The organism is Dermabacter sp. HFH0086 (genome assembly GCF_000413375.1).
Lineage (GTDB): Bacteria > Actinomycetota > Actinomycetes > Actinomycetales > Dermabacteraceae > Dermabacter > Dermabacter hominis.
Genome location: NZ_KE340308.1, coordinates 1,827,754 through 1,851,249 on the forward strand (window position 1 = coordinate 1,827,754; position 23,496 = coordinate 1,851,249).

The window sequence follows — 23,496 nt, forward strand, 5'->3', positions numbered from 1 at the left end:
GCACTAAATCTCAGGAGAATCATGTCAAAACCAGTTGTGAGCGTTGAAGGGTGCGAGGCGCCCGAGGAACTCGTCATCATCGATGAGAAGGTCGGTGACGGTGACGAAGCCAAGGCCGGCGACGTTGTCGACGTCCACTACGTGGGGGTAGGCCTCAGCGATGGCAAACAGTTCGATGCGTCGTGGGATCGAGGTGAGCCGCTGCGCTTTACGCTCGGCGTAGGCCAGGTCATTCCCGGCTGGGACCGCGGAGTGCAGGGAATGCGCGTGGGCGGGCGCCGACGTCTCGAAATCCCCTCGTCGCTTGCGTACGGTCCCCGCGGTATCCCGGGCGTTATTAAAGGCGGGGAAACCTTGATCTTCGTCTGCGATCTCGTTGGGGTGACCGGGCGCTGACCCAAGAGCCACCGGCGCTCTTTGACTCCGCGACACCCAAGAGCGAGGACAGCAGTCGCAACGGACGACCGTTCGAAACCACCGCGGGCTTCTCGCTCGCGACGGATCGGCCGGTCGTCTCTGTTCACGTGCTCGGTACTCTCGCGCACCTCGATCGCCTCTTCGAATACGCGGTCCCCGCGGCTCTCGATGCTGTTGAGCCCGGGATGAGGGTGCGTGTGCGATTCTCCGGCCGCGAGCACGAGGCGCTCGTACGGGCACGCTACGAAAGACCCGACACTATCCGGCCGCTCGCACCGCTCGTGTCCGTCGTAAGCGAGGACGTTCTCCTTTCGGAACACATGTTTCGGGTGTGCGAGGACGTTGCGCAGCGGTACGCGGGATCGCTCAGCGACGTGCTGCGACTCGCCGTTCCCGCGCGCAGCGCAGGCGCGGAAAAGGCACACCGGGCGCGCATGGAACGCCATGCATGCGAAAAATCTGGCGCACCTGATAAGAAAACTGCTTCGACCGGTGACGCTAACCCTCAGTGTGAGAAGTACCGTTCCAAATTCGCGGGGCTCGGGGCTTTCCTCGAGCACTCATGCGGTGGAGACCGCACTCCGCGAGCGTCGATCGTTCTCGATCCGGTGGATTCGTGGATTGAACTCGTGCTCGAATGCCTGTCGGGACTTGAGGATGATGCGGGAGCGATCATCCTCGCGAGTGATCAGCGCGACGTCGATCGACTGGCAAAGGCTCTCACGGCGCATGCGATCGACCACGTCCAATTCGGTAGCGCACAGGGCCCCCATGCGCGGTACACGGCGTTTCTGTCCACACTCCAGGGGCGCTCACGCCTCGTCATCGGGACGCGCAGCGCTGTTTTTGCTCCCGTGGCAAACCTCCGCATGATCCTTGTATGGGATCCGGATGACGACCTCTACGAAGAACCACGAGCGCCATACCCCCACGCGCGCACGGTCGCCCTCACGCGAAGCTTCCACGAAAGCTGTTCCCTGCTCTTCGTTTCGCGGGCACCGTCGGAATTCGCCCGCTACCTCACCCTGGCCGGCACTCTCGCGGCTCTTGAACCCGTGCCCGCCGCCCATGCCCATACTCACCCACGTATCGAGCTCATGGACGCGTACTTGCGTGAGAGAGAGGGGGCAAGCGGGTTTTCACGTTTGCCGTCGCACGCCCACGCGGTTATACGCCGAGGGCTCGCGGAAGGGCCCGTTCTGGTCCACGTGCCGCGGGCGGGATACGCCCCGGCACTCGCGTGTCGATTTTGTGGGACCAAGGCGACGTGCGTGCATTGCCACGCGACGCTCGCTGCGCCCGGAAGAGGGGAACTATCGTGCAGCGTGTGTTCTCGTCGGTACGGCCACTATCGGTGCCAGGAATGCGGGGGAGCGGATCTGCGCCCCATAGTCCTCGGCCAAGAACGCACCGCTGCCGATTTGAAGCGCTCCTTCCCGAACGCAACGCTTCACGTATCGGGCGGGGCCTCCGGAATTGTGGAGGATTCTGACGTTCGCGACGGCGACCTCGTGATTGCAACGCCGGGCGCAGAGCCGCAGCCCGAGGGCGGATACGCGGCGGCGGTGATCATCGACGCGGCCGCCTCCCTCGGCAGAGCCGCCTACAACGCCGACTGCGAAACAATCCGCCGCTATTCCCATGTGATCGGCCAGACCCGCACGTTCGACAAGGGCGGGCAGGTGCTGATCGTTGGACCCGATCAGCACCCCGCACTTCGTTCGCTCGTTCTCGTGCGCTCGAACGCATTTATTGACCGAGTGCTTGAAGAACGCGCCGAACTCGGGCTTCCCCCTGCGTTTAAGGTCCTCGAGGTGCGAGGAGACCGAACAGCGTGCACCGATTTCCTCGAACGGCTCGATGCGCCGCGAGGCGTCGACATTTTTGGCCCCACGGAGGTCGAGTCTTCCACCATTGATGCCGAAGCGCGCGTCGTGCTCCGGTGCCCCGTCAAGCACGCGCCTGCATTGGTGGAGGCGGCGCGAGCCGTCATGCTCGTGCGTAGCGCAAAGAAGCATCCGGGCTCCCTTCGCCTTCAGGTTGACCCCCCGCATGTCTTCTAGGCGTGGCCGTTAGACTTGGGCATCATGCGAATTCTTTTTGCCGGAACGCCCGACGTTGCCGCTACCTGCCTCTCCGCCCTCGCCGATTCCTCCCACGAAGTCGTCGGCGTACTCACGCAGCCCGATGCCCGCGGCAAGCGGGGGAAGAGCCTGGTGCCCTCTCCCGTTGCGGTCCTCGCGCAAGAGCTGGGAATCCCATCGTTCAAACCCGCTGACGCGCGAAGTGCCGAAACACGCGAGTGGATCCGCGAGAGCGGTGCCGAGGTAGCGGCCGTCGTCGCTTACGGTCAGATTCTCGAGCGCCCCGTGCTCGAGTCCCTTCCCGGCGGATTTTTTAACCTTCACTTTTCGCTGCTTCCCGCGCTTCGCGGCGCGGCACCGGTACAGCGCGCGATTGAGCAGGGCCTTCAGGAGACCGGCCTTAGCGTGTTCAAACTTGACGAAGGCCTCGACACGGGCGCGTTGGCGCGCCAGGAGCCGCACTCGATTGCCCCGCTTGCGACTGCGGGAGAGCTCCTCGAGGACATGGCCGAGCATGGCGCCCGGGTTCTTGTCGAGGTCATGGATGAACTCGGCCGCGGTACTTTGACTCTCACCCCGCAAGAAGAGGAGGGAGCGAGCTACGCGCGCAAACTTCGTGCCGACGAAGCACGGATTTACCCGGCGCGCCCCGCACGGGAAGTTGCCGCTCACATTCGCGCTTTTGCTCCCAATCCTGGCGCATTCACGAGCGTGAGAGGTTCGAGGCTCAAGGTTCTCGGCGTAGGAAACACAGAGGCCCCCGAAGGCATGAGCCTCGCTCCCGGCGAGTTCGGTGTCACGAAGAAGCACGTGTTCCTCGGCACCGCCACCGAGCCTCTTGAGCTGACGCTCGTGGGGCCGGCGGGAAAGAAGCACATGGCCGCGGCTGATTGGGCGCGCGGCGTACGACTGGAAACGGGCGAGCGCATGGAAGAGGAGAGCGCGTCATGAGCGAGGAGCGACAGAAGCGTCGCGGGGGACATACCCAGCGTCACCGGAACGACGCGGGTCACGAGCGGAGCGGTTCGCGCGGCAGGGGCGGCCCTCGACGCGGTTACTCGCGCAAGCGCCCGAGCGAACGCCGCCGCGAAACGACCCCCTCAAGGTTGGCCGCATACGAGGCAGCCCGACGCGTGAGCGAGGAGGATGCCTACGCGAACATCGTGTTCCCCACCGTTCTTCGTCGCCATCGCGTGGAGGGACGCGATGCCGCTTTTGCCACGGAGCTCTTCTACGGGTCGCTTAGGGCACAGGGTCGGCTCGACGCAGTTCTTGCGGAATGCGTGGATCGCCCGCTTTCGAAAATCGAGCCTGCCGTTCTTGACGTTCTTCGCCTCGGCGCGTACCAGATGCTTGATATGGGGGTCGCGGCGCACGCTGCTGCCTCTGAGACGGTGGGCCTTGCACGTGAGGTGACCGGGGCAGGCTCGGCAAGCCTAGTCAATGCCGTGCTTCGCCGCGTGGGCGAAAAAACGCTCGAGGAATGGCTTGCCATTCTCGTTCCGGCCCGCGAGGACGACGAGGACCGTTTCCTTGCGATCACCTATTCGCATCCAGAATGGATCGTGCGCGCGCTACGGGAGGCCCTCAAAGCTCACGGGCGGGATCCACGCGAGATCGACGCCCTGCTGGCCGCCCACAATGACGCGCCTTCGGTCAGCCTCGTCATGCGGCCCGGTCTGACCGACGAAAACGAGCTTGCCCAAGCCGGTGCACAGCCCGGCCGATGGTCGTTGTTTTCGATGGCGTGGCCGGGCGGCGATCCGGGTACGATTTCGGCGGTCAACGAGGGACGCGCCGCTGTTCAGGACGAGGGCTCGCAGCTTGTCGCCCTCGCGCTTGCCCTCGGTGCGGATAGCCTCGTCGTGGAGCCCGACCATCACTGGCTTGATCTCTGCTCGGGGCCCGGGGGCAAAACCACGCTTCTCGCCGGTGCGAGCATCACCCACGACGCCGAGGTGCTGGCGGTCGAGCTACAGGAACACCGCACGCGCCTCGTCGAGCGTTCGGTCCACACGCTCGTGGAAGCGGGTGCCGAGGTCGAGACGCTCACCGCCGACGGCCGCTCAATCGGCGAACGTTTCCCCGAACAGTTTTCGCGCGTCCTCGCCGATGTCCCGTGTTCGGGCCTCGGCGCGCTGCGGCGCAGGCCAGAATCGCGGTGGCGTAAGCAGCCCGGTGACCTCGGTTCTCTTGGGCGTTTGCAACGCGAGCTTCTCGACAGCGCGATAGCGGCCACCCAGGTAGGTGGCGTGATTGCCTACGTCACGTGCTCGCCGCACGCTAATGAGACGCTCCTCGTGGCAAAGGCGGCGCAGCGCCGGCACGGGGATCTCGAAGTTCTCGACGCTCGTGAAGCGCTGCGTGCCGGGCTTCGTAGTGATGCGGGTGACATCGACCTCGGCGACGGCCCCTTTGTGCAGTTGTGGCCGCACGTGCACGGCACAGACGCCATGTTCCTCGCGCTGTTTCGCAAAATCGATCCAGAATCCTGACCTTCCACCACGATAGGAGAGCCTCCCGTGTACTCGACGTCGTCAACGAGCATCCACCCGTCCATTCTCAACAGCGACTTCATGCACATCGGTTCCGAACTCGACAAGATTTCCAATGCCGAGGCCGCCCACATCGACGTCATGGACAACCATTTCGTGCCCAACATGACGTTCGGCGTCAGCATGGTTGAGCAGATCGCGAAGCGCTCACCGATCCCGCTCGATGCCCACCTCATGATCGATTCGCCTGACCGCGATGCCGTGGCGTACGCCGAGGCTGGAGCGCAGTCGGTGACATTCCACCTTGAGGCCTCGAGTGCTCCCGTGCGACTCGCGAGGGAGCTTCGAGCGAAGGGTGTGAAGGCCGGCGTTGCGCTGCGCCCAGCGACACCGGTCGAGCCTCTCGTGGACATCCTTGGGGAGTTCGACATGCTCCTCGTGATGACGGTCGAGCCCGGCTTCGGTGGGCAATCGTTTATCGACTCGATGCTCCCCAAGGTTCGACGAGCGCGTCGCGCCATCAGCGAGCAGAACCTCGAAGTGTCGATTCAGGTTGACGGCGGCATCTCACGCGCGACGATCGAGGGAGCCGCTGAGGCCGGGGCGAACGTGTTCGTGGCGGGAAGCGCGGTCTATAAAGCAGCCGATGCGGCGGCTGAGATCGACGCCTTGCGTGAACTCGCGCGCACGCATCGTCACAATTAATCCCCCATGCCTGCCGCTTCGCACATCCCAGAACTGCCGCTCACATATCGCCCCCGTGCCGTACGCAGGTGGGGGTACATCGTCGCCGCGGTGTTCGCCCTTGCGTGCCTCGTGATGGCCGTGTCGCTTCCGCTTCTCACCCACACGGTTCTCGATTCGCTCGGTTTCGTGCTGCTAGCGCTCGCAGTGGGGTGGTTTTGCCACCGGCACGCGAGCGTCCACGTGCGAGCCGACGCCGCCTGCGTGACGGTGCGCAATGCTTTTTCGACGCGCCGCTTCGAATGGGCCGAACTCATCGGGGTGAGCTTCCCCGAAGGAGACCCGTGGGCACACCTGGATGTGGCCGATGGCGACACGTGTGCCGTAATGGCCTTTCAACGGGCCGATGGCGAAAGAGGCGTCGCCATGGCGCGCGAGTTCAACGCGCTCATCGACACGCACTCGCTTAGACCGTAGGCACCTCGGCGGCAAGCCGGCCCGCCAGAGCGCTGTAAAGGAAACTCGCCCGATCCTCCTCGAGCCCGCGGCCCATGGTCGACACGCGAATCGGCAGCGCGCGTACCGCGTTTTCGAGGCCCTCGCCAGACATGGCCGTGATTCGATGGGCGGGCAACCGGCGGGCGGCCCGCACCGAGTTCATGTGTGCGTAGCTTTCGGCTATCCCGCGATCGATATCGCTGCGCTCGGATGGGGATAGGCTCGGTAGCTCGACTCCCGCAAAAAGCATGCGCTCGAGCACGGTCCTCGAGTGGTGGGAGAGGCCCACGTGGCGCGAGCGCGGGTCAGCCTCGGATACGCGTGGCGCACAAATGGCTCGCGCCCCCATTGCAGCAGCGGCGTGGAGGGCATCCGCGACGGCGATTGAACCAAAGCCCCAGCGTGTACCGGTCCCGAGGTTTCCGGGCCCCTGCGCAACGATGACGGCGTCGGCCTCGAAGTGTGCGCGTGCCGCGGCAAGAGCCGAGGGCACGGACACCGCTTCGGCGTCGCCCCCGAATGATTGCCCGGCGCTGATGGTGGCTGAAAGAATTCCTTCCTCGCGAAGGCGAGCATTAGCACGCGAGTAGGCCACGGGTAGCGCAGCCCAATCCGTGTGGACATACACGAGCCGCGCCCCCGGCCGCACCGCGTGAAAGCCCGCGGCGATGGGGCCGACGGCTGAATGCAAACCTGCGACGATGACGCTCATCCCGTCGAGGCTCTCCACGGCGTCAATCGCCTCGTGGGCCGGGGAAGCAGGGTCGTCGATGGCATCGACCATCATCTGCTGCGGGGTATAGCGGGCCTTCATCATGTGGCCCGCGGGAAGCTCTCCGCACTCGCACGCATCAAGATTGACGATGATGAAAGCGTCGCCTCCCGTTCCGAGGCTCTTTCGAAGGGCATTGGTGTTGAGCAGGAGGCGATCGCCCACCGCCGGCGCCGCGACCATGTCGAGATAGGCGAGGGCGCTCACGCGGGTACCGTCGGAATCGAGCGCGGCCCACACGCGGCAGACACCCGGCCATGCATCTCGGTACTCCAGCACCGTGCCCGTTTCCTGCGCGATCATGGTCCCAAGCTTACCGAGCCGGGACGCTAGGGTTGAGATGTGCCACCTACGCAGAATGTCGAGCGACTCCTGAGCCTCGCACTGACCCTCACGTCGAGCACACGCGGCCTCACGCGGGAGGAAGTGACCGAGCTTGTGCCGGGGTACGAGCGCATGAATCCCACGAGTGTCCGCCGTCAATTCACCCGCGATCTCGCTCGACTAGCCAAGCTCGGAATCGACGTCGATTCCACCCCCGACCTCGTCAATCCCTCCACGCTCAGGTATACGGCCTCCGTGCGCGATGCTGCGTCGTCGACCGGCACGTTTGACGCACACGAGCGCCTCATGCTCGGCGCTGCGGCAGCGATGTGGAGCACTCAGTCCGCGGGAAGCCTCGGAGCCCGCATTCGCGCAAAGCTCGCCTCGCTGGGAGTTCCGCCAGTCTCGGGCATTGCGCGCGGAGCGCTCGGCTCCTCGCCCGCAAGCACCCCGCTCCTCGAGGCCCTTGAGTCCGGCAAAACCGTCACCTTCGCCTATCGTTCCTCGGCGGCGGCGGCCGCCCATAAACGACGCGTGGAGCCGTGGGCTTTCGACGTGGCTCGCGGGCGCGAATATCTCTACGGCTATGATCTCGACCGGGAGGCTCCTCGACTCTTTCGCGTCAGCCGCATCGAATCGATCCCTGTTGAAGGGCCGTCCGCGAAGCACGCGCGTGAGCCGCATCCGCCGATCCGATCGCTCCTTTCGAACGATCGGACGCGCGCCGGCCAGTCGAACGAGAGCGCCGAACAATTGCGCGTGCGCATCGCGCCCTACAAAGCGCTCGACTTGCGCTCTCGACTCGGCATGGACGCTGGGAGTCCGCTTGCCGAGGTCCCACCGAGCAAGGCCGACGGAATCCTCAGCGCAGCATGGGCCGAGCCTCTATGGGTGGCACTGGAAGGAGACCACTCTCTCGCTACGACGTGGGCGCTGACGAGAGCAAGAATCGCCGCCCTCCATACCGGGCCCGCCTCACTGACCTGGGAGCACGCCTCCACGTTCGACACCGTCAAACAAAAACGCGCACGCGACGTAGGCACGGGCGATGGCGAACTGACACGACTGAGTGCAGAGATCGCCTACCTCCATTCGTTCGGAGACGTTGCCGTAGCCGACATGGCCCGCGATTTTGGGCTCACGGTAGACGAGCTCAATGCCGACCTCGACATCATCTACAACGCGGGGGACTACTCGCGAGGGTACGACGAACTCGTCGAAGTCACGCGCGCTGACGGATACGTCTCCATCGCTGGAGCCGACCCGCTCGCGCGTCCCATGACCTTCACCGCTAGTGAAATCAGCGCACTCCTCATCGGCCTCGAGGCCGTCGCCGACTCGCGCGGCGGACTTTCGGTATCCGCGATCGAAGCCCTTAGGGCCAAGCTTGCCGCGATGGTGCCCGAGGGAGCCGCTCAAGGCGGGCAACCCTCGGAGGCCCCTCGTGACCACGAGAATCCCACCCTCACGCGCATCCTCGATGCGCACGCCACGAAACACCCCGTGCGCATCATGTATTCGCCTGCCGCTCGGCACGGCATCAGCGTTCGCGACATCGAGCCACGCGAGGTCACATCAAAGTACGGCGCTCTGTATGTACGCGCGTATTGCCGGCTCGCGGGGGCCGAAAGGGAGTTTCGCTCCGACCGCATCGTCGACTCGTGGGAATGCACCGATCCCGCCGCTCCCGCAACCGGTGATTTCACGACACCGCTTGATGTCGCGCTCGAAAACTGGCCGACTGTCACTCTCGCCATCGGCCCCAAAGCGAGATGGATTCTCGATGTCTTCAACGCGAGCGAGCTTCGCGTCGAGCCCAACTCCGCGAGAGTGATCGCGCGCATCACGCCTTCGTCGAGCCATGCACTCCTCGCCGCGATCTTCGAAACCGACGGCGAAGCAGAAGTTCTTGACCCGGATCACATTCGATCCGCAATCAGGGGCGTGGCTGAGACCAAGGTCGCGCGTCTAGGGGAGTAGGCTGGAGCGGCCGAGACGATCCGGATTGACCGGTGGTGTCTATGCGAAAATTTTGTATAGTGTCGATTTCCTCGACACACACATCACACGCTTTGGATGGTGATTACACATGGGTACAGGTTTCTTTCGGAGCCCTTGGCCGATCTTGATTCTCCTCGTTCTTGTCGTGCTGCTTTTTGGCGCGAACAAGCTTCCGGGCCTTGCACGCAACATGGGTGAATCCATGCGCATTTTCAAGAACGAAGTTTCTGAAATGCGCAAAGAGGACGACGACCATGCCGAGGCGTCCATCAACGTCAAGCGCGATCGCGAAGGTGCGCGTCGCGACGACCGTTCCTACGACGCCCGCGATGATCGCGACCGCGACTACCGACGTGACGATCGCGAGTACCGCCGCGACGACCGCGACGACTTCCGCCGCGAAGAACGCGTGCACGACTCCCGCGACCGAGAAGATTTCCTGAGCGAGGATCGTTCCGACGATCTCTACCGCCGCGACTGACGCGACACACAAGTAGCACGCCCGGCCCTCTGCCCACGAGGGCCGGGCTGAGATTAGGGCTAGGACGACACACGTGGCAAAGAAGAAGAAACGCCCCCGCGACCCAGAAGGGCGCATGAGTCTTGGCGAGCATCTCGCCGAACTTCGTGACCGCATCTTCATCGTCGCGGTATTCGTGGTCCTCTTTTCCATCGCCGGCTGGTTTCTTTACTACCCGCTTTACGAAGCACTCGCCGTCCCGTTCCGAGAGCTCAAGGGGCTCGGATACAACGTTGCGATCAATATCGGTGGTGTCGCCGGCACGTTCGAAACGCACTTGAGGCTCGCCGCCTACATCGGAGTGGCGCTGAGCATCCCGGTGATCGTGTACGAGGCGTGGGCGTTCATCTCACTCGGCCTCAAGAAAAATGAAAAGCGCTGGGCACTGTCGTTCTTGTTCTCTTCGGGGCCGCTCTTTCTCGCAGGCGCCATTTTCGGGTACTTCGCGATCACAAGAGCAATCCCGATCCTCATGACTTTCGGTCCTAACAAGGAAGTTCTTCAGCTCGTCGAGTTTCGCGACTACATCGAGCTTGTCGTCAAGACCTGCATGGTTTTCGGCGTCGCCTTCATCTACCCGGTATTCCTCGTCGCGCTCAACATCGTGGGGATTCTTCCGTGGCGCACAATCCTCAAGGCCTGGCGCTGGGCTATCCTCCTCAGCTTCATTTTCACCGCCGCGATGGTTCCGACGCCGGAGCCGATCACACTTCTCCTTGTGACCTCGCCCTTCCTCATTCTCTTCTTTGGTGCCGTGCTCGTCTCCTACATCCTTGAGACGCGGCGGGAGAAGCGCCTCAAGAAGCAGGCAGCCTTCACGGAATCCGGCGAATACGTGCCGTCCCAAATTGCGCTTCCCAAGTCGCTCGATGACGCCTACGCCGATTCCCACAAGGACACCGGCGGTTCCTCAGAATCATGAGTCGCCTCCGAGTAGGTGTTATTGCGAACCCCTACGCAGCCAAGCGCCGCTCAGGGAATATCGGCCACGACGTCTGCGCTCTGCTCGGCGCCGCGGGTCTGTCGGTGATCGACCTTTCTGCCCCCGATGCCCTCACGGCGAAGCGGCGTGCCGAAGCCGTCATCGACACCCTCGACGCTCTCGTGGTCGTCGGGGGTGACGGCACCGTGGCTCTCGGGGCCTCTCTCGTGTGCGACACGAATATTCGCCTCGGCATCGTGCCGGCAGGCTCTGGGAATGACTTTGCACGCGCGATCGGGCTTCCCCTTGATGATGCCGACGCCGCCGTGCGCGTGATCGTCTCCGCGCTCGCACGGGGCGAGCAACGAATTGACGCGATCGAAGCACACTTTGAAGGCGGGCCGGAGGGTAGCAGCGTCATCGCCCTCGGCAATCTCAACATGGGCTTCGACGCGATTGTGAATGCTCGCGCGAATCGTTCCTGCTACGGCTATTCAGGTGCCGTCGCGCGAGAGCTCCTTTCGTACAGGCCGCGCCGATACTGGATCGAACTCGACGGCGGCGAACGTCAGTACATCGACGCTTCACTCGTGACGCTCAGCAATGCTGGCTACTTCGGCGGTGGGATGAAGTACTGCCCCGTCTCAAAGGTCGACGACGGGGTGCTCGAATTCGTCACCGTTTCGGGCCTGAGTAGAGCCGGGCTCGTGCGCTTTTTCCCTCGCGTGTTCTCGGGCACGCACGTGTCCCTGCCTCACTACACGGTCACTGCTTGCACTTCGCTCACGATCGGCTCGGACGATCCTATTGAGGTGTGCAGCGATGGGGAAACACGCGCCTTTCTCCCACTTCGCGCTCGAGTTTTGCCCGGGGTGGTGAGCATCCTCGCCCCGCAGCTTCACGACGACCAGATTCAGGAGGCAGCATGAACGACGCTCCAGATACCGGCCTTCGCGGGCACTTTACCGAGCGCTTTGCGTTTGATCTCGATCCGTTCCAGTTGAGCGCCATGGACGCGCTGGACCGAGGAAGCTCCGTTCTCGTTGCCGCTCCCACGGGCGCTGGCAAAACCATCGTTGGCGAGTATGCCGTTCACCGGGCCATGGCGCACGGCGTCAAGGTCTTCTATACGACTCCGATCAAGGCCCTGAGCAATCAGAAGTACCAAGAGCTTGTGGAGTGGCTTGGGCACGAATCGGTCGGGCTTGTGACGGGCGACGTGAACGTCAATTCGGAAGCCCAGGTCGTCGTGATGACGACCGAGATCCTTCGCAACATGATGTACGCCGATTCGCCGACTCTTCATTCGCTCGGCTATGTCGTGATGGATGAGGTCCACTATCTTGCGGATCGAATGCGAGGGCCAGTGTGGGAAGAGATCATTATTCACTTGCCGCGAAGCGTGCAGCTCGTTGCCCTGAGCGCGACCGTTTCGAACGTTGAAGAATTTGGGGCGTGGATAGAGGAAGTGCGCGGGAGTACGGAAGTGATCGTTTCCGAGCGCCGCCCGATCCCGCTGTGGCAGCACGTGCTCAACGACCACGAGCTCATCGACGTGTTTCTCGACGAAGACGGGCGGGCAACCCCCTCGCACGGGCCGTTTGCCCATCGACGCTATCGCGAGGTCAATCCCATGCTCGCCGAAATCGGTAAGGGGACATGGGACGACGTGCCAGACGATCACCGCTACGGCGGCAAACGTCACGGGCGGGGGCGGAAGAGTGGCAGGTCGGGCCGCCGGGGCTATCGGGATCGGCGCAACGATCAGCGTGGTCCGCATCGTTCGCATCGCCACGAGCAGAGGATGCGGCCACGGGCGATGAGCCGAGCCGACGTCGTCTATCTCCTCGAGGAGCGCGGCATGCTCCCCGCGATCTTCTTTATTTTTTCTCGGAGCGGCTGCGATCAGGCAGTGGCACAACTCATGCGAGCGAACGTGCGGCTCACGGATGACGCGGAGCGCTCGCAGATCAAAGAAGCCTTTCGCGCCGCGCTCGGGGATTTGCGTGCTGACGATTACGACGCGCTCGGGATTGGCAGGATTGAGCGGGCGGCGATGAACGGCCTCGCGGCCCACCACGCAGGTCAGCTTCCCGCTGTTAAGGCTGTGATCGAGGATCTTTTTGCTCGTGGACTCATCAAGGTCGTGTGCGCAACGGAGACCCTCGCCCTCGGCATCAACATGCCGGCGCGCACCGTCGTCCTGGACAAGCTGACGAAGTTTAACGGGACTGAGCACGCGAAGATCACGCCGGGGGAGTACACGCAGCTCACGGGGCGGGCGGGACGCCGCGGCATTGACGTCGAAGGGCACGCTGTCGTCGTTGTTGGCTCCTCGATCGCGGCACAGGACGTCGCCGGCCTCGCCTCGACTCGAACGTACAAACTGCACTCTGCCTTTAGGCCCACGTACAACATGGCCGTGAACCTCCTTGGTCGATTCAGTCTTGACGAAGCGTACGAGACCCTTGAAAGCAGCTTCGCGCAGTTTCATACGGACCGAAGCGTCGTGGCGCAGGCGCGCAAGGCGCGCGAGAAGCAAGAGGTGGCCGAGCAATACCGCGAGGCGATGCACTGCTCGAAGGGCGATATCGCGCAGTACGCGGACATCCTCGAAAAGATCTCGGCTCGCGAAAAAGAGCTGAGCCGAACGCGTGCCGATAAACAGCGCGAGCGTACTCGCTCTATCGTCGGGAAGCTCCGTCGGGGTGAGGTCATTGCCATCCCAGGGGGACGCCGCTCAGGTTTCGCGGTTGTCATTGACCATGACAAGACGGTTCGCGGGCCACGCGTGTGGGTCATCACGCGTGAGGGCCAGCTTCGAGATCTCTACACCGAAGATTTCACCGCGAGTCCCATGGTGCTCACGACCATGCGGGTGCCCTCGCTCGACCGGGTACGTAGTGCGAGGGTGCGAAAGGACACGGCATCCGCTCTGCGGGAAAAGCTCCGAGGTGAGGACTCTCCTCGCGCGGCGGTGAGGGCCCGCTCGAGTGAGAAGAGCGCGAACCCAAACCATGACTCTCTCCTCGTGCAGCTCCGCGAGGCGCTGCGAGAGCATCCGTGCCACCACTGCGACGATCGCGAACAGCACATGCGGTGGATCTCGAGGTACCGGAAAGCCGCTCGCGAGGCGGCGCGGGCGGAGCGAACAATTGCGCAGCGCACGTCGCAGCTCGTGCGGCAGTTCGATCGGGTGCGCGCGGTTCTTGAGGCACTCGGGTACGTGGGAGAATCCGACGCCAGCCGGCACGTCACCGTCACCGCAAAAGGCGAGTTGCTCAAGCGCATCTATTCGGAGCGTGACCTCATCGTGTGCGAGGCCCTCGACCAGGGAGTGCTCGACGGGCTCTCGCCGGCAGCACTTGCGGCTGTCGCGAGCGCGCTCAGTTACGAGCCGCGCCGCGAAGAGGGGGGAAGCGAAGACCACGACGACCGTTCCGTCTCCCGCGCCCTGTACGCGCTGTCCGTTCTGGCCGACGACATTAATGTGCAGGAAAGGCGGGCGGGACTCGATCAAACTCCCGCCCCCCATCCCGGTCTGTGCTCGGCGGTGTACCGCTGGGCAAAGGGGGAGGGGTTCGCGCAGTCGATCGGAAACGCGGCCGTCGCCCCTGGCGATTTCGTTCGTCACGTGCGTCAGGTCATCGATCTTCTCGATCATCTTGCTCATGTCCCCGGGCAGTCCCACGCGGGCGTTGCGGCGACAGCGCGGAAGGCTCGCCTTCAGCTTTTGCGCGGGATCGTGGCCCAGGATATGTAAAAGTGCTGTTTGGAGAAACAGTGTGGGTCGAGTGATCGGTGAAGGCGAGGAATGTCGGTACAGCAAACGCATGTGGCGGTGATTTCCGCGTCCACTCCACGCCGCCGACTCTGCGCTTTGCCGGTGCAAGGAGACCGTTGTGAAGGATAACCCCTCGGCGGCCGACGACATTCGTGAGGTCCTCGTCCCTCATTTCGAGGGAGAGAAATTTACACCGCCGATTATCGCGCTCCTCAGTGCCATCGCCGGCGGGTTTCTGTTCCACTTGTCTTTTGATCCTTACGGGCTCTGGGGGCTGCTTCCCGTTGCTCTTGGCGGGCTTATTTTTGCATCGTTCACGCGCCGCTGGATCACGGCTGTGGTTGCGGGCCTCGCCTTCGGCGTGAGCGCATTCATCCCGCTTTTTTCCTGGGCCAATATTTATGCGGGACTCGGGCCGTGGCTCGCCCTCGCCGCCTTCGAGGCTCTCTACATCGCCGTATTTAGTTTTCTCACTCGGCTCATACTCGTCCGCCGCGGCATTCGCTTCTCGAGCAGCGTGGGGATCGCGTGCCTGTGGGCGATCATGGAATTCGTGCGTGCAAGTGTTCCGTGGGGCGGCCTCTCGTGGGGAATGAGCGCGTTTGCCTTCTCGAACTCCCCTCTCTTGAACTTCGGCCCGTGGCTCGGTATTACCGGGCTTGGCGCTGTTTCGGGGTTGCTGGGCGCACTCGTGTTTAGCGCCCTGTGTGCGCTGACTTTTCGGCGGGCGAGGGGGCGAAACGGCATGCACGCCGTGTGGCCCGCATCCGTGGCGATCATTATTGTTCTGTGCGCCCTTGTCACGCCTCGGCCAGCCAATTCCGTTGACTCGGGCCATCACTCGATTCATATCGCCGGTATTCAAGGCAATATCGAGCGCCCCAAGGCCGGCTCGTACTACATTCCCGACACCATGTTCGACAATCACGTCGAACGCACCCGCGAGTTCCTCGCCACGAATGAGAGTGCACGCCTCATCGTCTGGCCAGAGGATTCAACCGGATGGGACGTGACCGCTCATCCGGAACGCATGGCGACGCTCAAGGACCTCGCGCGCGAATCGGGAGCGCCAATTCTCGTGGGCACTCAGCGGCCCAACGGTGAGAAAGCGCGCTTCAACACGTCAGTTTTGGTTGACGACAACGGTCTCACGGGCCAGGAATACACGAAACGCCACCCGGTGCCTTTTGGCGAATACATCCCTCAACGAGAGTTCTTCGCAAAGATTACCGACAAGGTTTCGCTCGTCGAGCGCGATATGACACCGGGGGATAAGCCCGGAATAATCGACCTCTCGGGAGCGAAAATTGGCGTGCTCATTTGCTTTGAGATTGCCTACGAGCAAAGTGTCGCCGATACCGTGAACGCGGGGGCTGAACTGCTCGTCGTCCAATCCAACAATGCGCTCTTCCTCGATTCTCACGAGTCCGTTCAGCAGCTCGCACAAGCGAAGGTCTTCGCCGTCATTTCGGGACGGAGTGTCGTGCATATTTCCACCGTGGGAGATTCCGCGATCTTTACTCCCGAAGGTCGCAAGCTTGCGGGCCTTGGCCACTGGACCGCAGGCACCATGACGGCGGACGTTCCCGTTCGCACGGGGCTCACCCCCGCCATGCAGCACGGTGTCGCGATTCGCGGAATCATCGCGGCGTGTGCAGGCGTTGTCTTACTAGGGAGCATTATTGCTCCGCCGCGTACCATCAAGGAAAGGCGTTCCCGTCCGTGACAACGCTCGTCATCATTCCCACCTACAACGAGATCGACGCGCTCCCGCCCACGCTCGAGCGCCTCAGGTCTGCAGTCCCCGAGGCGCACGTACTCGTTGTTGACGATGGATCGCCGGATGGGACTGGCCAGTGGGCCGATCGCCTCGCCGAATGCGATGAGCAGGTCCACGTCCTGCACCGTACGCAAAAGGGCGGTCTCGGGCCCGCATACCTCGCGGGTTTCGCATGGGGTCTCGAGCACGGCTATGACGTGCTGTGCGAGATGGATGCCGATTCCTCCCATAGGCCCGAGCAACTCGGAACGCTCCTCACGGCGCTCGAACGTGGCGCCGACCTCGCGATCGGCTCGCGTTGGGTCCCTGGGGGATTGGTCCACAATTGGCCCCTCAATCGCGAGCTTCTCTCGCGTGGCGCAAACACCTACGTAAATCTCGCTCTTGGGCTAGGCGTGAAAGATGCAACGGCAGGCTTTCGAGCCTTTCGCGCTCACGTCCTCACACGCGTTCTCGCGGGCGAGCACATCGCAAGCCAAGGCTACTGCTTCCAGGTCGATATGACGCGCAGGGTTCGTGCCGCGGGCTTCGTGATCCGGGAAGTTCCGATTGACTTCGACGAACGCGAATACGGTGAATCCAAAATGAGTTCCGCAATCATCAAAGAGGCCATGCTTCGAGTGACGCAGTGGGGTATTCACCACCGTCTCTCACAAGCCCGTTCGCTCGTGAAAAAGGGTGCATGATGAACGACGCTCGCCTCTCTCGTTCCCTTCCGGCATGGCTGCTGCCCGTCGGCGCAATCCTGCTCGGCATCGTCGAGATCGCGATCCTCATCTGGATCGGTTCTGCGACTCACTGGTGGGTACCTCTGCTCCTTATTGCCCTCGGGTGGGTCGTCGGCTTCGCTCTCATACTGTCCGCTGGACAGCAGTCGATCACGCGAATCATCTCTCTGTGGCGCGCCGCCACCGGCCGCGGCGAACGTAAGAAGCACCTGTCTCGCCCAGCCTTCACGCTGATCTCCGCCATGCTGTTCTTTTTCCCCGGCGTCCTCACCGACATCGCGGGACTCATCCTCTTGTTCACGCCCGTGCAGCAAAAGACGCTCGATACCGTAGGGCTTGGCTCCGGAAAGTCTTCGCGCCGAGTTCTTTTCACCTCGCATCGGGGATCGGTCATTGAAAGCGAGATTGTGATCGATACGACCGGGCAAGCGTCGGACCCCCAAGGCTCCCACCCTGGCACTACCGCACACCCGAGCGGCCAGCTCCCGCCTGCCCCCGAGAATGATCGCTCAAGCAGTGAGGGCGGAAACGGAAAAACGCCGCCCCCTTACGAGGGCGACGTTCTCTAAGATCTACGGTGGCGGGGGACAGGGCCGCCGCCACGGCCACTACAGGAAGTGGCGGTTCGAGTGGAGCTTACCGGCGCGAAGAAGCTCCAGGCGTTTGTCGAGAAGTTCCTGCAACTCTTCTTCTGAGCGGCGCTCGAGGAGCATGTCCCAGTGGGTGCGCTGAGGCTTACCGGGCTTGCCTTCGGGCTTTTCGTGATCGCGAAGAACGGCGGTCTCACCGCAGCGGCACTCCCACACGAGCGGCACATCGGCCTCTACCGAAAACGGGAGGATGATGATGTGCTTGTTGGGGCAGTCATACTTTGCTTCCTGGCGCGGAGCGGCGAGAACGCCGTCATCCGTTTCCATCGAAAGCGAACCGAGTCGGGTGCCTCGCAGTGAGCGAGAGTTCATCGAGCGACCTTCTTCCCTACATTGTCCGTTGTGGGCGCCTTTGGCGAATCTTCGCCAGCATTCACGACCTATGAACGCCTCGGCCGGTGGTGTTATTCCCTTCCGGGCCCCGTGCGGTGATTGGCACGAGCCTCGCGAACCTTCACGAGCCGATCAACACGGTTACTTACGATACCATCCACGCCCATGTCGAGGAGGGCGTGCATGGCCGGCTCGTCATCGATTGTCCACGCGTGTACCTCACACCCAGCCCGGTGTGCGGCGGCCACGAAACGGGGCGTAAGGATCGGGAGCCCCCTATAGCGAATGGGGACCTGGAGGGCCGCATAACGTGCGAGCACCCTTGTGCTCAGCCGCTCGGCCCCCAACCACGAGGCTGCAAGGAACGCCGCGACCGTCGTGCGAGAAGCGCTAGCCATGACCTGATGCCCGCAGGCGCTGCTCGCTCGTGACACGACTTCATGTGCGACCGCGGGATCAAAGCTTGTCAGGCACACCCGCCGACCAGCGCCCGTTCGCGCGATGGCTGCGACGGTGGGCTCTATGGCAGAGGCCGCCTTCACATCGATGTTGAAGGGGAGGTCGGGGAACGACGCGAGTGCATCATCGAGGCGTGCGATCGTGCCACGATCGTGCACACGGACCGTGCTCAGACGCGACCACGGGGTTTCGGCTATCGCGCGTGGGTCGCCGCCCGCGACTCGCGCAAGCGTAGGGTCGTGGAAGGTCAGCGCCACGTTGTCACTGCTCGCGCGTACGTCGGTTTCCATGACGTCCGCCCCGTGCGCGCAGGCGGCTGCAAAGGCCTCAAGTGTATTTTCTCCACCTTCAGGCGCGAAACCGCGGTGGGCTATCGCGCGGGGAAGAGGTCCCGAAAAGTATCGACGCACTGGCGAGCTCACGACCCGTACCCTTCGTCGAGCAGCGAATCTTCCTCGTCCTCATCTGTGCCGCGCGAGCGGTGTCGGGTGTGACGAGTGGCGCCGTACCGCCGCACAGAACCGCGAGCAGGCGCCGCGGCGACATCGTTGGCAACGGTGGTGGCTAAGGCGGCGTCGGACTCCTCCTCGCCCTCGTAGTCGCGAAGCGTACGACGTGCCGCCACCACAAAACCGAGCACGAAAAACGCCGAAAAAATCCACCACTGAAACGCGTAGGACAAATGCGGGCCAAGCGAGGTCGAGGGTTTTTCCAGGGCGGAAAGCCCTTCCGGAGCTACCCCGTTCTCGCTTACGACTTCGCCGTAGGCGCCCTCGAGGACATTCTCGAGCTGCGGTACTTGAGAGAGGACGTCAGTCGCATTCACCGAGTGGAGCTGCCCCGGGACTTCTGGTCTGTCGGAGAGCCGGGGTTCGCGCGGCCTCAAGCGCGCGACGAGCTCGACCTCGCCGGAGGGAACTTTCGGTCGGGACGCAGGAACCGAGTCCGTCTGCCCCGTCGTGACCCAGCCGCGTACGGCCAGAAAAGTACTGCCGTCGTTCGTCTCGAACGGGACGAGCTGCCAAAACCCCACGCTCGAACCCTCAACACGGTTTCTCACGTACAGCACACATTCGGGGCGCGAGCAATAGTGGCCGCGGGCGCGCACGACGGTGTAGTCATCGGCTGCGGCTAATTTCGACCGAGCCGAGGAGGGCGCGTCAGCGAGCGCAATCGGCTCGGCATCGTAGTGTTGCTCGATCACCGCCGCCCGGGCCCGCTTTTCCTCAAAACGATTCAATTGCCAGATGCCAAGCCGCACGCACGTAAGCGTCGCGAGCGCGACAAAAAGGAATGCGAGCGCCCACCGCCACGTCACAATTGGGCGAAGATCGACGCGCCTCACAGGTGCTCACCGCCCCATGTCTCGCGGACCGTGCCGTCCTCGTCAACCGTGATGAACGGCTGAGAAGGCTCTGCCGTAAGAACAAAGGGAACGGGCTGATCATCGAGGCGCTGCTCCCGGTTCGGTGGTGTGGGAACCGCCTGGTCGTTGGCAACGAGGACCGCGAAAAGGGGCAGGACAACCGCTCCGATCAACGCGACAAGCTTCCATACGCCAGGCACAACGATCAGCAGGGCGAGGCACACCATGCGTATCGCCATGGCGAGGATGTACGTCCGTGAACGGCGCGACACATCGGCAGAGCGCGCAATGGGAATCGCCGCGGGTGGCGCCGAAAAAGACGTGTGAACGCTCGCGGGAGGGACGGAGTTCTCGAGGGGATCAGAGGGCATGAACGCCTGACAGCGAAGACGAGTGCAGCAACGATGCCGCGGCGCTTTCACCCTTCGGCAGCTCGTTCATCGCAAAGGAGAACAGTTCCGAGAATCCATAGACCGCGGCAGCCACGAGGAGCGCGCCCACCACGCACAGGCACACGTTCACGATGATCCGCCTGCGGCGAGCGTGCGGATCGTAGGGGCCAAACGCTCGCGGCTTCTCCGGGGGAAAGCCATTGATGAGCGAAGAGCCGGCTTCGCTTGCACTCACGTGCCCAGGAAGTTCAACGGTCGCGGGGTACTGCCGGATACGCTCAGCCACGATCGCACTTGCGTGGACGTTTTCGCTGCGCACAACGGGAGCGGGAACAGTGGGGGAAGGTCCGACGGTGGAAGTGTCATAGTCAAGACGCCATCCCGCGGGGACTTCCGGCCACTGAGGGTTCGGTTGCCACGACTGCGGAAGCGTCCCGGTACCCTCGGGAGGCTCGGGCCATGACGGAGGCGGATTAAAGCGTGACGTCACCGGTGCTCTCCTCCCGCGTGCCAATCGTGTCTTATGACGTGCCGTCCTACCATCGTAGGCTATGCGCCGCCGCGCAATCTTTAGCGATAGGCTTGGGCCGAACCTCATTCTTCCACAGCGTGAAAGGGCAACTGTGACCTCTCGAAGCGTGTTGATTACCGGCGGCAACCGTGGCATTGGCTACGCGCTCGCCGAACACTTCCTTTCTCTCGGCGACAAGGTGGCCGTCACCTCGCGATCGGGGGAGGGCGGCCCCGAAGGTGCGCTCACCGTTAAAGCGGACGTCACCGACCCGTCATCGCTCGATGCGGCCTTTGCCGAAGTCGAGGAAGCACACGGGAGCGTCGAGGTCCTCATTGCCAACGCGGGTATCACTGACGACCAGCTCATGCTGCGCATGAGCGACGACTCCTTCGACAATGTCGTCAATACAAACCTGAACGGTACGTTCCGCACCGTAAAGCGGGCCATCAGGGCCATGATGCGTAAGAAGAAGGGCCGCATCATTCTCCTGTCGTCAGTGGTGAGCCTCCTCGGCTCGCCCGGCCAGGTGAACTATGCCTCGTCGAAGGCTGGCCTCATCGGTATGGCACGCTCGCTCACGCGCGAACTTGGCTCGCGCGGCATCACGACCAACGTCATTGCCCCCGGCTACATCGAGACGGAAATGACGCGCGGGCTCGACGAGGCTCGCAAGGAGCAGTACCTCTCGCAGATTCCCGTCGGTCGCTTCGCAGCACCCTCTGAGGTCGCAAAAGTTGCGGCGTTCCTCGCGAGCGACGATGCGTCATACATTTCGGGCGCCGTCATTCCTGTCGACGGCGGCCTCGGCATGGGACACTAAAACTGCGCACTTCCACAACGAGAATTAATGTCGAGCGCGCCTTGGGCGCAGAACGGGTGAAATCGCGTGAGTGATGAACCTCCTAGTCGCATCCTTCTTTTGATGCGGCATGGAAAAGCAGAATCGGATGCCGCAAGCGATATGGAACGCGTGCTCACTGATCGAGGGCATTCGCAGGCCAGGCTCATCGGTGACTACCTTTGCGCGCAGGGGGTACGGCCGAGCTGTGTGCTCGTCTCCTCTGCGGCGCGTACGCAAGAAACGTGGAGCGATGTCCACGCGTCACTCGGGAGCCCTGAATGCAGCGTGAGTGTGCTCGACGAGCTGTACCACGGAGGTGTTCGGGATGTGCTCTCACTCATCCGGGACGTCGATGATTCTTGCCGGGTTCTCCTCGTCGTTGGGCACGAGCCCACCATGAGCCAACTCGCTGCTTACCTCGGCAATGACGATGACTCTGATCCCGCCTCCCTAGCCCAGGTGCGCATCGGTGTGCCGACCGGCTCCATGAGCGTCCTTACCTCGAGTGTCGATTCGTGGAAAGACGTCGCAGAAGAGGAGCTCAATCTGCTCACCCTCGTGCGGGGCTAGCGCGGCTCACGCAAAAAGGGAGGGGCCCCGACGGGCACCCTCCCTTTTTCTTTCAGGTCAGTGCTGCGGCGCGATGATTGTGCCCTTGCCAATCACCGTGATTCCTGAATCCGTCACGGTCCATCCGCGAGCGAGGTCTTCCTCGCGGTTGAGGCCGATTTGGGTCCGCGGAGGAATCACGATGTCTTTGTCGATGATCGCGCGGTGGATTTGCGAGTGACGGCCAACTGTCACATTGTCCATAATCACCGAATCGGAAATAGAGGACCACGAGTGGAGTTGGGCCCCCGGCCCGATGACGGAGTTGGAGATTTGCGCGCCCGACACCACGACGCCCGCTGAGACGATCGAATCGACCGCGGTTCCCACACGACCCGGGCCGGCGTGAACGAATTTCGCGGGTGCGAGGGCCGATCGCGATTCCGTAAACACCGGCCACGCGGTGTTGTACAGATTGAAGATCGGGTGGATCGAGATGAGATCCATGTGTGCTTCGTAGAAAGCATCGAGCGTTCCGACGTCTCGCCAGTAGTCGCGGTCGCGGTCCGTAGAACCAGGCACGTCGTTGCGAATGAAGTCGTAGACTCCCGCGTCGTTGAGGTTCACGAAGTGGGGCACGATGTCGCCCCCCATGTCGTGGTTTGACTCGCCGTTGTCTGCGTCCCTCGTGACGGCCTCAACGAGGGCGTCGGCGGTAAACACGTAGTTCCCCATCGAGGCAAGCACCGAGTTCGGATCATCCGGCAGGCCCTGGGTCTCCTTGGGCTTTTCGACGAACTGCGCAATGCGAGTGGGATCTTCGGGATCGACTTCGATCACGCCGAACTGATCGGACTGCTCGATGGGCTGCCTGATCGCTGCCACCGTGCACGAACGACCCGATTCGATGTGGGCCTCTACCATCTGCGAAAAATCCATCCGGTAGACGTGGTCTGCACCCACCACCACGATGTAGTCGGGCTTGGAATCACCAATGATGTTGAGGTTCTGATAGATCGCATCGGCGCTCCCGAGGTACCAGTGCTTACCCATGCGCTGCTGAGCAGGCACGGGGGCGACGTAATTGCCGAGCAGTGAGCTCATGCGCCATGTCTTTGCGATGTGTGTGTCAAGCGAATGCGACTTGTATTGAGTAAGGACGACAACCTGGAGATAACCGGAGTTCACGATGTTGGAAAGCGCAAAATCGATTAGCCTGTAGGAGCCTCCAAACGGCACGGCGGGCTTTGCGCGATCGAGTGTGAGCGGCATGAGGCGCTTGCCTTCACCGCCGGCGAGAACAATTGCGAGGACCTTCGTTGCGACCATGCTTCAATCGTACTGCACAGTTAGGTGCATCACGTCCTCGTTTACCGCGTGCTC

The 23,496-nt window shown here is 62.9% G+C and carries 23 protein-coding genes; 16 read left to right on the top strand and 7 right to left on the bottom strand.

Translation table 11 applies throughout. The features are described 5' to 3' along the window. The first annotated feature begins 21 nt into the window (after window positions 1-21). The 6 genes from HMPREF1484_RS08070 to HMPREF1484_RS08095 all read left to right on the top strand — a co-directional run bounded on the left by HMPREF1484_RS08070 (window position 22) and on the right by HMPREF1484_RS08095 (window position 6,157). Window positions 22-396 carry an FKBP-type peptidyl-prolyl cis-trans isomerase gene (locus HMPREF1484_RS08070; protein WP_016664548.1) on the top strand — a complete coding sequence of 125 codons (375 nt, stop codon included), beginning with the start codon at window positions 22-24 and terminating at the stop codon, window positions 394-396. Between the two features lie 128 nt (window positions 397-524). After that, a complete protein-coding gene (locus tag HMPREF1484_RS08075; protein WP_016664549.1) occupies window positions 525-2,480 on the top strand; it encodes a primosomal protein N' in 1,956 nt (651 codons plus the stop codon). A gap of 24 nt (window positions 2,481-2,504) precedes the next feature. Next, window positions 2,505-3,452, top strand: a complete 948-nt coding sequence (fmt, locus tag HMPREF1484_RS08080; protein WP_016664550.1) for a methionyl-tRNA formyltransferase — start codon at window positions 2,505-2,507, stop codon at window positions 3,450-3,452. Then, complete coding sequence (locus HMPREF1484_RS08085; protein ID WP_016664551.1) at window positions 3,449-4,996, top strand: RsmB/NOP family class I SAM-dependent RNA methyltransferase; 1,548 nt, start codon at window positions 3,449-3,451, stop codon at window positions 4,994-4,996. The genes fmt and HMPREF1484_RS08085 overlap by 4 nt, the downstream gene beginning before the upstream one ends. A gap of 27 nt (window positions 4,997-5,023) precedes the next feature. Continuing rightward, window positions 5,024-5,701 carry a ribulose-phosphate 3-epimerase gene (rpe, locus tag HMPREF1484_RS08090; RefSeq protein WP_016664552.1) on the top strand — a complete coding sequence of 226 codons (678 nt, stop codon included), beginning with the start codon at window positions 5,024-5,026 and terminating at the stop codon, window positions 5,699-5,701. A 6-nt stretch (window positions 5,702-5,707) separates the two neighbouring features. Further along, a complete protein-coding gene (locus HMPREF1484_RS08095) occupies window positions 5,708-6,157 on the top strand; it encodes a PH domain-containing protein (protein ID WP_016664553.1) in 450 nt (149 codons plus the stop codon). Here the strand turns inward: HMPREF1484_RS08095 and HMPREF1484_RS08100 are convergent. Next, the gene (locus tag HMPREF1484_RS08100) at window positions 6,147-7,253 is read right to left on the bottom strand and encodes a DUF3866 family protein (protein WP_016664554.1); all 1,107 of its coding nucleotides are present in this window, start codon (window positions 7,251-7,253) and stop codon (window positions 6,147-6,149) included. The two genes, HMPREF1484_RS08095 and HMPREF1484_RS08100, sit on opposite strands and share 11 nt — an antisense overlap. Window positions 7,254-7,292: 39 nt before the next feature. On the opposite strand from HMPREF1484_RS08100, the gene HMPREF1484_RS08105 reads away from it, so the two are divergent. The 8 genes from HMPREF1484_RS08105 (at window position 7,293) to HMPREF1484_RS08140 (ending at window position 17,578) form a co-directional block, all read left to right on the top strand. Next, complete coding sequence (locus tag HMPREF1484_RS08105) at window positions 7,293-9,254, top strand: WYL domain-containing protein (RefSeq protein ID WP_016664555.1); 1,962 nt, start codon at window positions 7,293-7,295, stop codon at window positions 9,252-9,254. A gap of 109 nt (window positions 9,255-9,363) precedes the next feature. Next, entirely contained in the window at window positions 9,364-9,756 is a 393-nt protein-coding gene (tatA, locus tag HMPREF1484_RS11940; RefSeq protein WP_016664556.1) for a twin-arginine translocase TatA/TatE family subunit, read from the top strand. Between the two features lie 73 nt (window positions 9,757-9,829). Further along, window positions 9,830-10,717 (top strand): twin-arginine translocase subunit TatC, encoded by an 888-nt coding sequence (tatC, locus tag HMPREF1484_RS08115; RefSeq protein ID WP_016664557.1) that lies wholly within the window; start codon window positions 9,830-9,832, stop codon window positions 10,715-10,717. After that, window positions 10,714-11,646, top strand: a complete 933-nt coding sequence (locus HMPREF1484_RS08120; RefSeq protein WP_016664558.1) for a diacylglycerol kinase family protein — start codon at window positions 10,714-10,716, stop codon at window positions 11,644-11,646. Before tatC ends, HMPREF1484_RS08120 begins: the two co-directional genes overlap by 4 nt. Next, window positions 11,643-14,480, top strand: coding sequence for an RNA helicase (locus HMPREF1484_RS08125; protein ID WP_016664559.1), 2,838 nt, complete (start codon window positions 11,643-11,645; stop codon window positions 14,478-14,480). Before HMPREF1484_RS08120 ends, HMPREF1484_RS08125 begins: the two co-directional genes overlap by 4 nt. A 139-nt stretch (window positions 14,481-14,619) precedes the next feature. Beyond that, on the top strand, window positions 14,620-16,227 hold the full coding sequence (gene lnt, locus HMPREF1484_RS08130) for an apolipoprotein N-acyltransferase (RefSeq protein WP_016664560.1): 1,608 nt from the start codon (window positions 14,620-14,622) through the stop codon (window positions 16,225-16,227). Beyond that, a complete protein-coding gene (locus HMPREF1484_RS08135) occupies window positions 16,224-16,967 on the top strand; it encodes a polyprenol monophosphomannose synthase (RefSeq protein ID WP_016664561.1) in 744 nt (247 codons plus the stop codon). The genes lnt and HMPREF1484_RS08135 overlap by 4 nt, the downstream gene beginning before the upstream one ends. Beyond that, a complete protein-coding gene (locus HMPREF1484_RS08140) occupies window positions 16,964-17,578 on the top strand; it encodes an FxsA family protein (RefSeq protein ID WP_084813952.1) in 615 nt (204 codons plus the stop codon). Before HMPREF1484_RS08135 ends, HMPREF1484_RS08140 begins: the two co-directional genes overlap by 4 nt. Window positions 17,579-17,617: 39 nt before the next feature. Here the strand turns inward: HMPREF1484_RS08140 and HMPREF1484_RS08145 are convergent, their stop codons facing one another. From HMPREF1484_RS08145 to HMPREF1484_RS10990, 5 genes are all read right to left on the bottom strand, one after another. Next, complete coding sequence (locus HMPREF1484_RS08145; RefSeq protein WP_016664563.1) at window positions 17,618-17,971, bottom strand: RNA polymerase-binding protein RbpA; 354 nt, start codon at window positions 17,969-17,971, stop codon at window positions 17,618-17,620. Between the two features lie 92 nt (window positions 17,972-18,063). Then, window positions 18,064-18,873 (bottom strand): glycerophosphodiester phosphodiesterase family protein, encoded by an 810-nt coding sequence (locus HMPREF1484_RS08150; RefSeq protein ID WP_040386541.1) that lies wholly within the window; start codon window positions 18,871-18,873, stop codon window positions 18,064-18,066. Beyond that, window positions 18,870-19,796 carry an SURF1 family protein gene (locus HMPREF1484_RS08155; protein WP_016664565.1) on the bottom strand — a complete coding sequence of 309 codons (927 nt, stop codon included), beginning with the start codon at window positions 19,794-19,796 and terminating at the stop codon, window positions 18,870-18,872. The genes HMPREF1484_RS08150 and HMPREF1484_RS08155 overlap by 4 nt, the downstream gene beginning before the upstream one ends. Next, window positions 19,793-20,188 carry a DUF3099 domain-containing protein gene (locus HMPREF1484_RS08160; protein WP_016664566.1) on the bottom strand — a complete coding sequence of 132 codons (396 nt, stop codon included), beginning with the start codon at window positions 20,186-20,188 and terminating at the stop codon, window positions 19,793-19,795. Before HMPREF1484_RS08160 ends, HMPREF1484_RS08155 begins: the two co-directional genes overlap by 4 nt. After that, window positions 20,178-20,699: a hypothetical protein gene (locus HMPREF1484_RS10990; RefSeq protein ID WP_016664567.1), complete on the bottom strand. Its 522-nt coding sequence runs from the start codon at window positions 20,697-20,699 to the stop codon at window positions 20,178-20,180. The genes HMPREF1484_RS08160 and HMPREF1484_RS10990 overlap by 11 nt, the downstream gene beginning before the upstream one ends. Before the next feature lie 61 nt (window positions 20,700-20,760). Here HMPREF1484_RS10990 and fabG point away from each other — a divergent pair, with 61 nt between their 5' ends. Both fabG and HMPREF1484_RS08175 read left to right on the top strand, forming a co-directional pair. Further along, a complete protein-coding gene (gene fabG / locus HMPREF1484_RS08170) occupies window positions 20,761-21,543 on the top strand; it encodes a 3-oxoacyl-ACP reductase FabG (protein ID WP_016664568.1) in 783 nt (260 codons plus the stop codon). Between the two features lie 102 nt (window positions 21,544-21,645). Then, on the top strand, window positions 21,646-22,134 hold the full coding sequence (locus HMPREF1484_RS08175; protein ID WP_051120652.1) for a histidine phosphatase family protein: 489 nt from the start codon (window positions 21,646-21,648) through the stop codon (window positions 22,132-22,134). Between the two features lie 57 nt (window positions 22,135-22,191). Here the strand turns inward: HMPREF1484_RS08175 and glgC are convergent, their stop codons facing one another. Next, complete coding sequence (gene glgC / locus HMPREF1484_RS08180) at window positions 22,192-23,442, bottom strand: glucose-1-phosphate adenylyltransferase (RefSeq protein WP_016664570.1); 1,251 nt, start codon at window positions 23,440-23,442, stop codon at window positions 22,192-22,194. Window positions 23,443-23,496 lie beyond the last annotated feature (54 nt).

Excerpts from the sequence above, each read along its gene's own strand:
- glgC (WP_016664570.1), bottom strand. The coding sequence starts at position 23,442 with ATGGTCGCAACGAAGGTCCTCGCAATTGTTCTCGCCGGCGGTGAAGGC.
- fmt (WP_016664550.1), top strand. The coding sequence starts at position 2,505 with ATGCGAATTCTTTTTGCCGGAACGCCCGACGTTGCCGCTACCTGCCTC.
- HMPREF1484_RS08160 (WP_016664566.1), bottom strand. The coding sequence starts at position 20,188 with ATGCCCTCTGATCCCCTCGAGAACTCCGTCCCTCCCGCGAGCGTTCAC.
- tatA (WP_016664556.1), top strand. The coding sequence starts at position 9,364 with ATGGGTACAGGTTTCTTTCGGAGCCCTTGGCCGATCTTGATTCTCCTC.
- fabG (WP_016664568.1), top strand. The coding sequence starts at position 20,761 with ATGCGCCGCCGCGCAATCTTTAGCGATAGGCTTGGGCCGAACCTCATT.
- HMPREF1484_RS08140 (WP_084813952.1), top strand. The coding sequence starts at position 16,964 with ATGATGAACGACGCTCGCCTCTCTCGTTCCCTTCCGGCATGGCTGCTG.
- HMPREF1484_RS08120 (WP_016664558.1), top strand. The coding sequence starts at position 10,714 with ATGAGTCGCCTCCGAGTAGGTGTTATTGCGAACCCCTACGCAGCCAAG.
- HMPREF1484_RS08070 (WP_016664548.1), top strand. The coding sequence starts at position 22 with ATGTCAAAACCAGTTGTGAGCGTTGAAGGGTGCGAGGCGCCCGAGGAA.
- HMPREF1484_RS08085 (WP_016664551.1), top strand. The coding sequence starts at position 3,449 with ATGAGCGAGGAGCGACAGAAGCGTCGCGGGGGACATACCCAGCGTCAC.
- HMPREF1484_RS08095 (WP_016664553.1), top strand. The coding sequence starts at position 5,708 with ATGCCTGCCGCTTCGCACATCCCAGAACTGCCGCTCACATATCGCCCC.
- HMPREF1484_RS08145 (WP_016664563.1), bottom strand. The coding sequence starts at position 17,971 with ATGAACTCTCGCTCACTGCGAGGCACCCGACTCGGTTCGCTTTCGATG.
- HMPREF1484_RS08125 (WP_016664559.1), top strand. The coding sequence starts at position 11,643 with ATGAACGACGCTCCAGATACCGGCCTTCGCGGGCACTTTACCGAGCGC.
- HMPREF1484_RS08175 (WP_051120652.1), top strand. The coding sequence starts at position 21,646 with ATGCGGCATGGAAAAGCAGAATCGGATGCCGCAAGCGATATGGAACGC.
- HMPREF1484_RS08100 (WP_016664554.1), bottom strand. The coding sequence starts at position 7,253 with ATGATCGCGCAGGAAACGGGCACGGTGCTGGAGTACCGAGATGCATGG.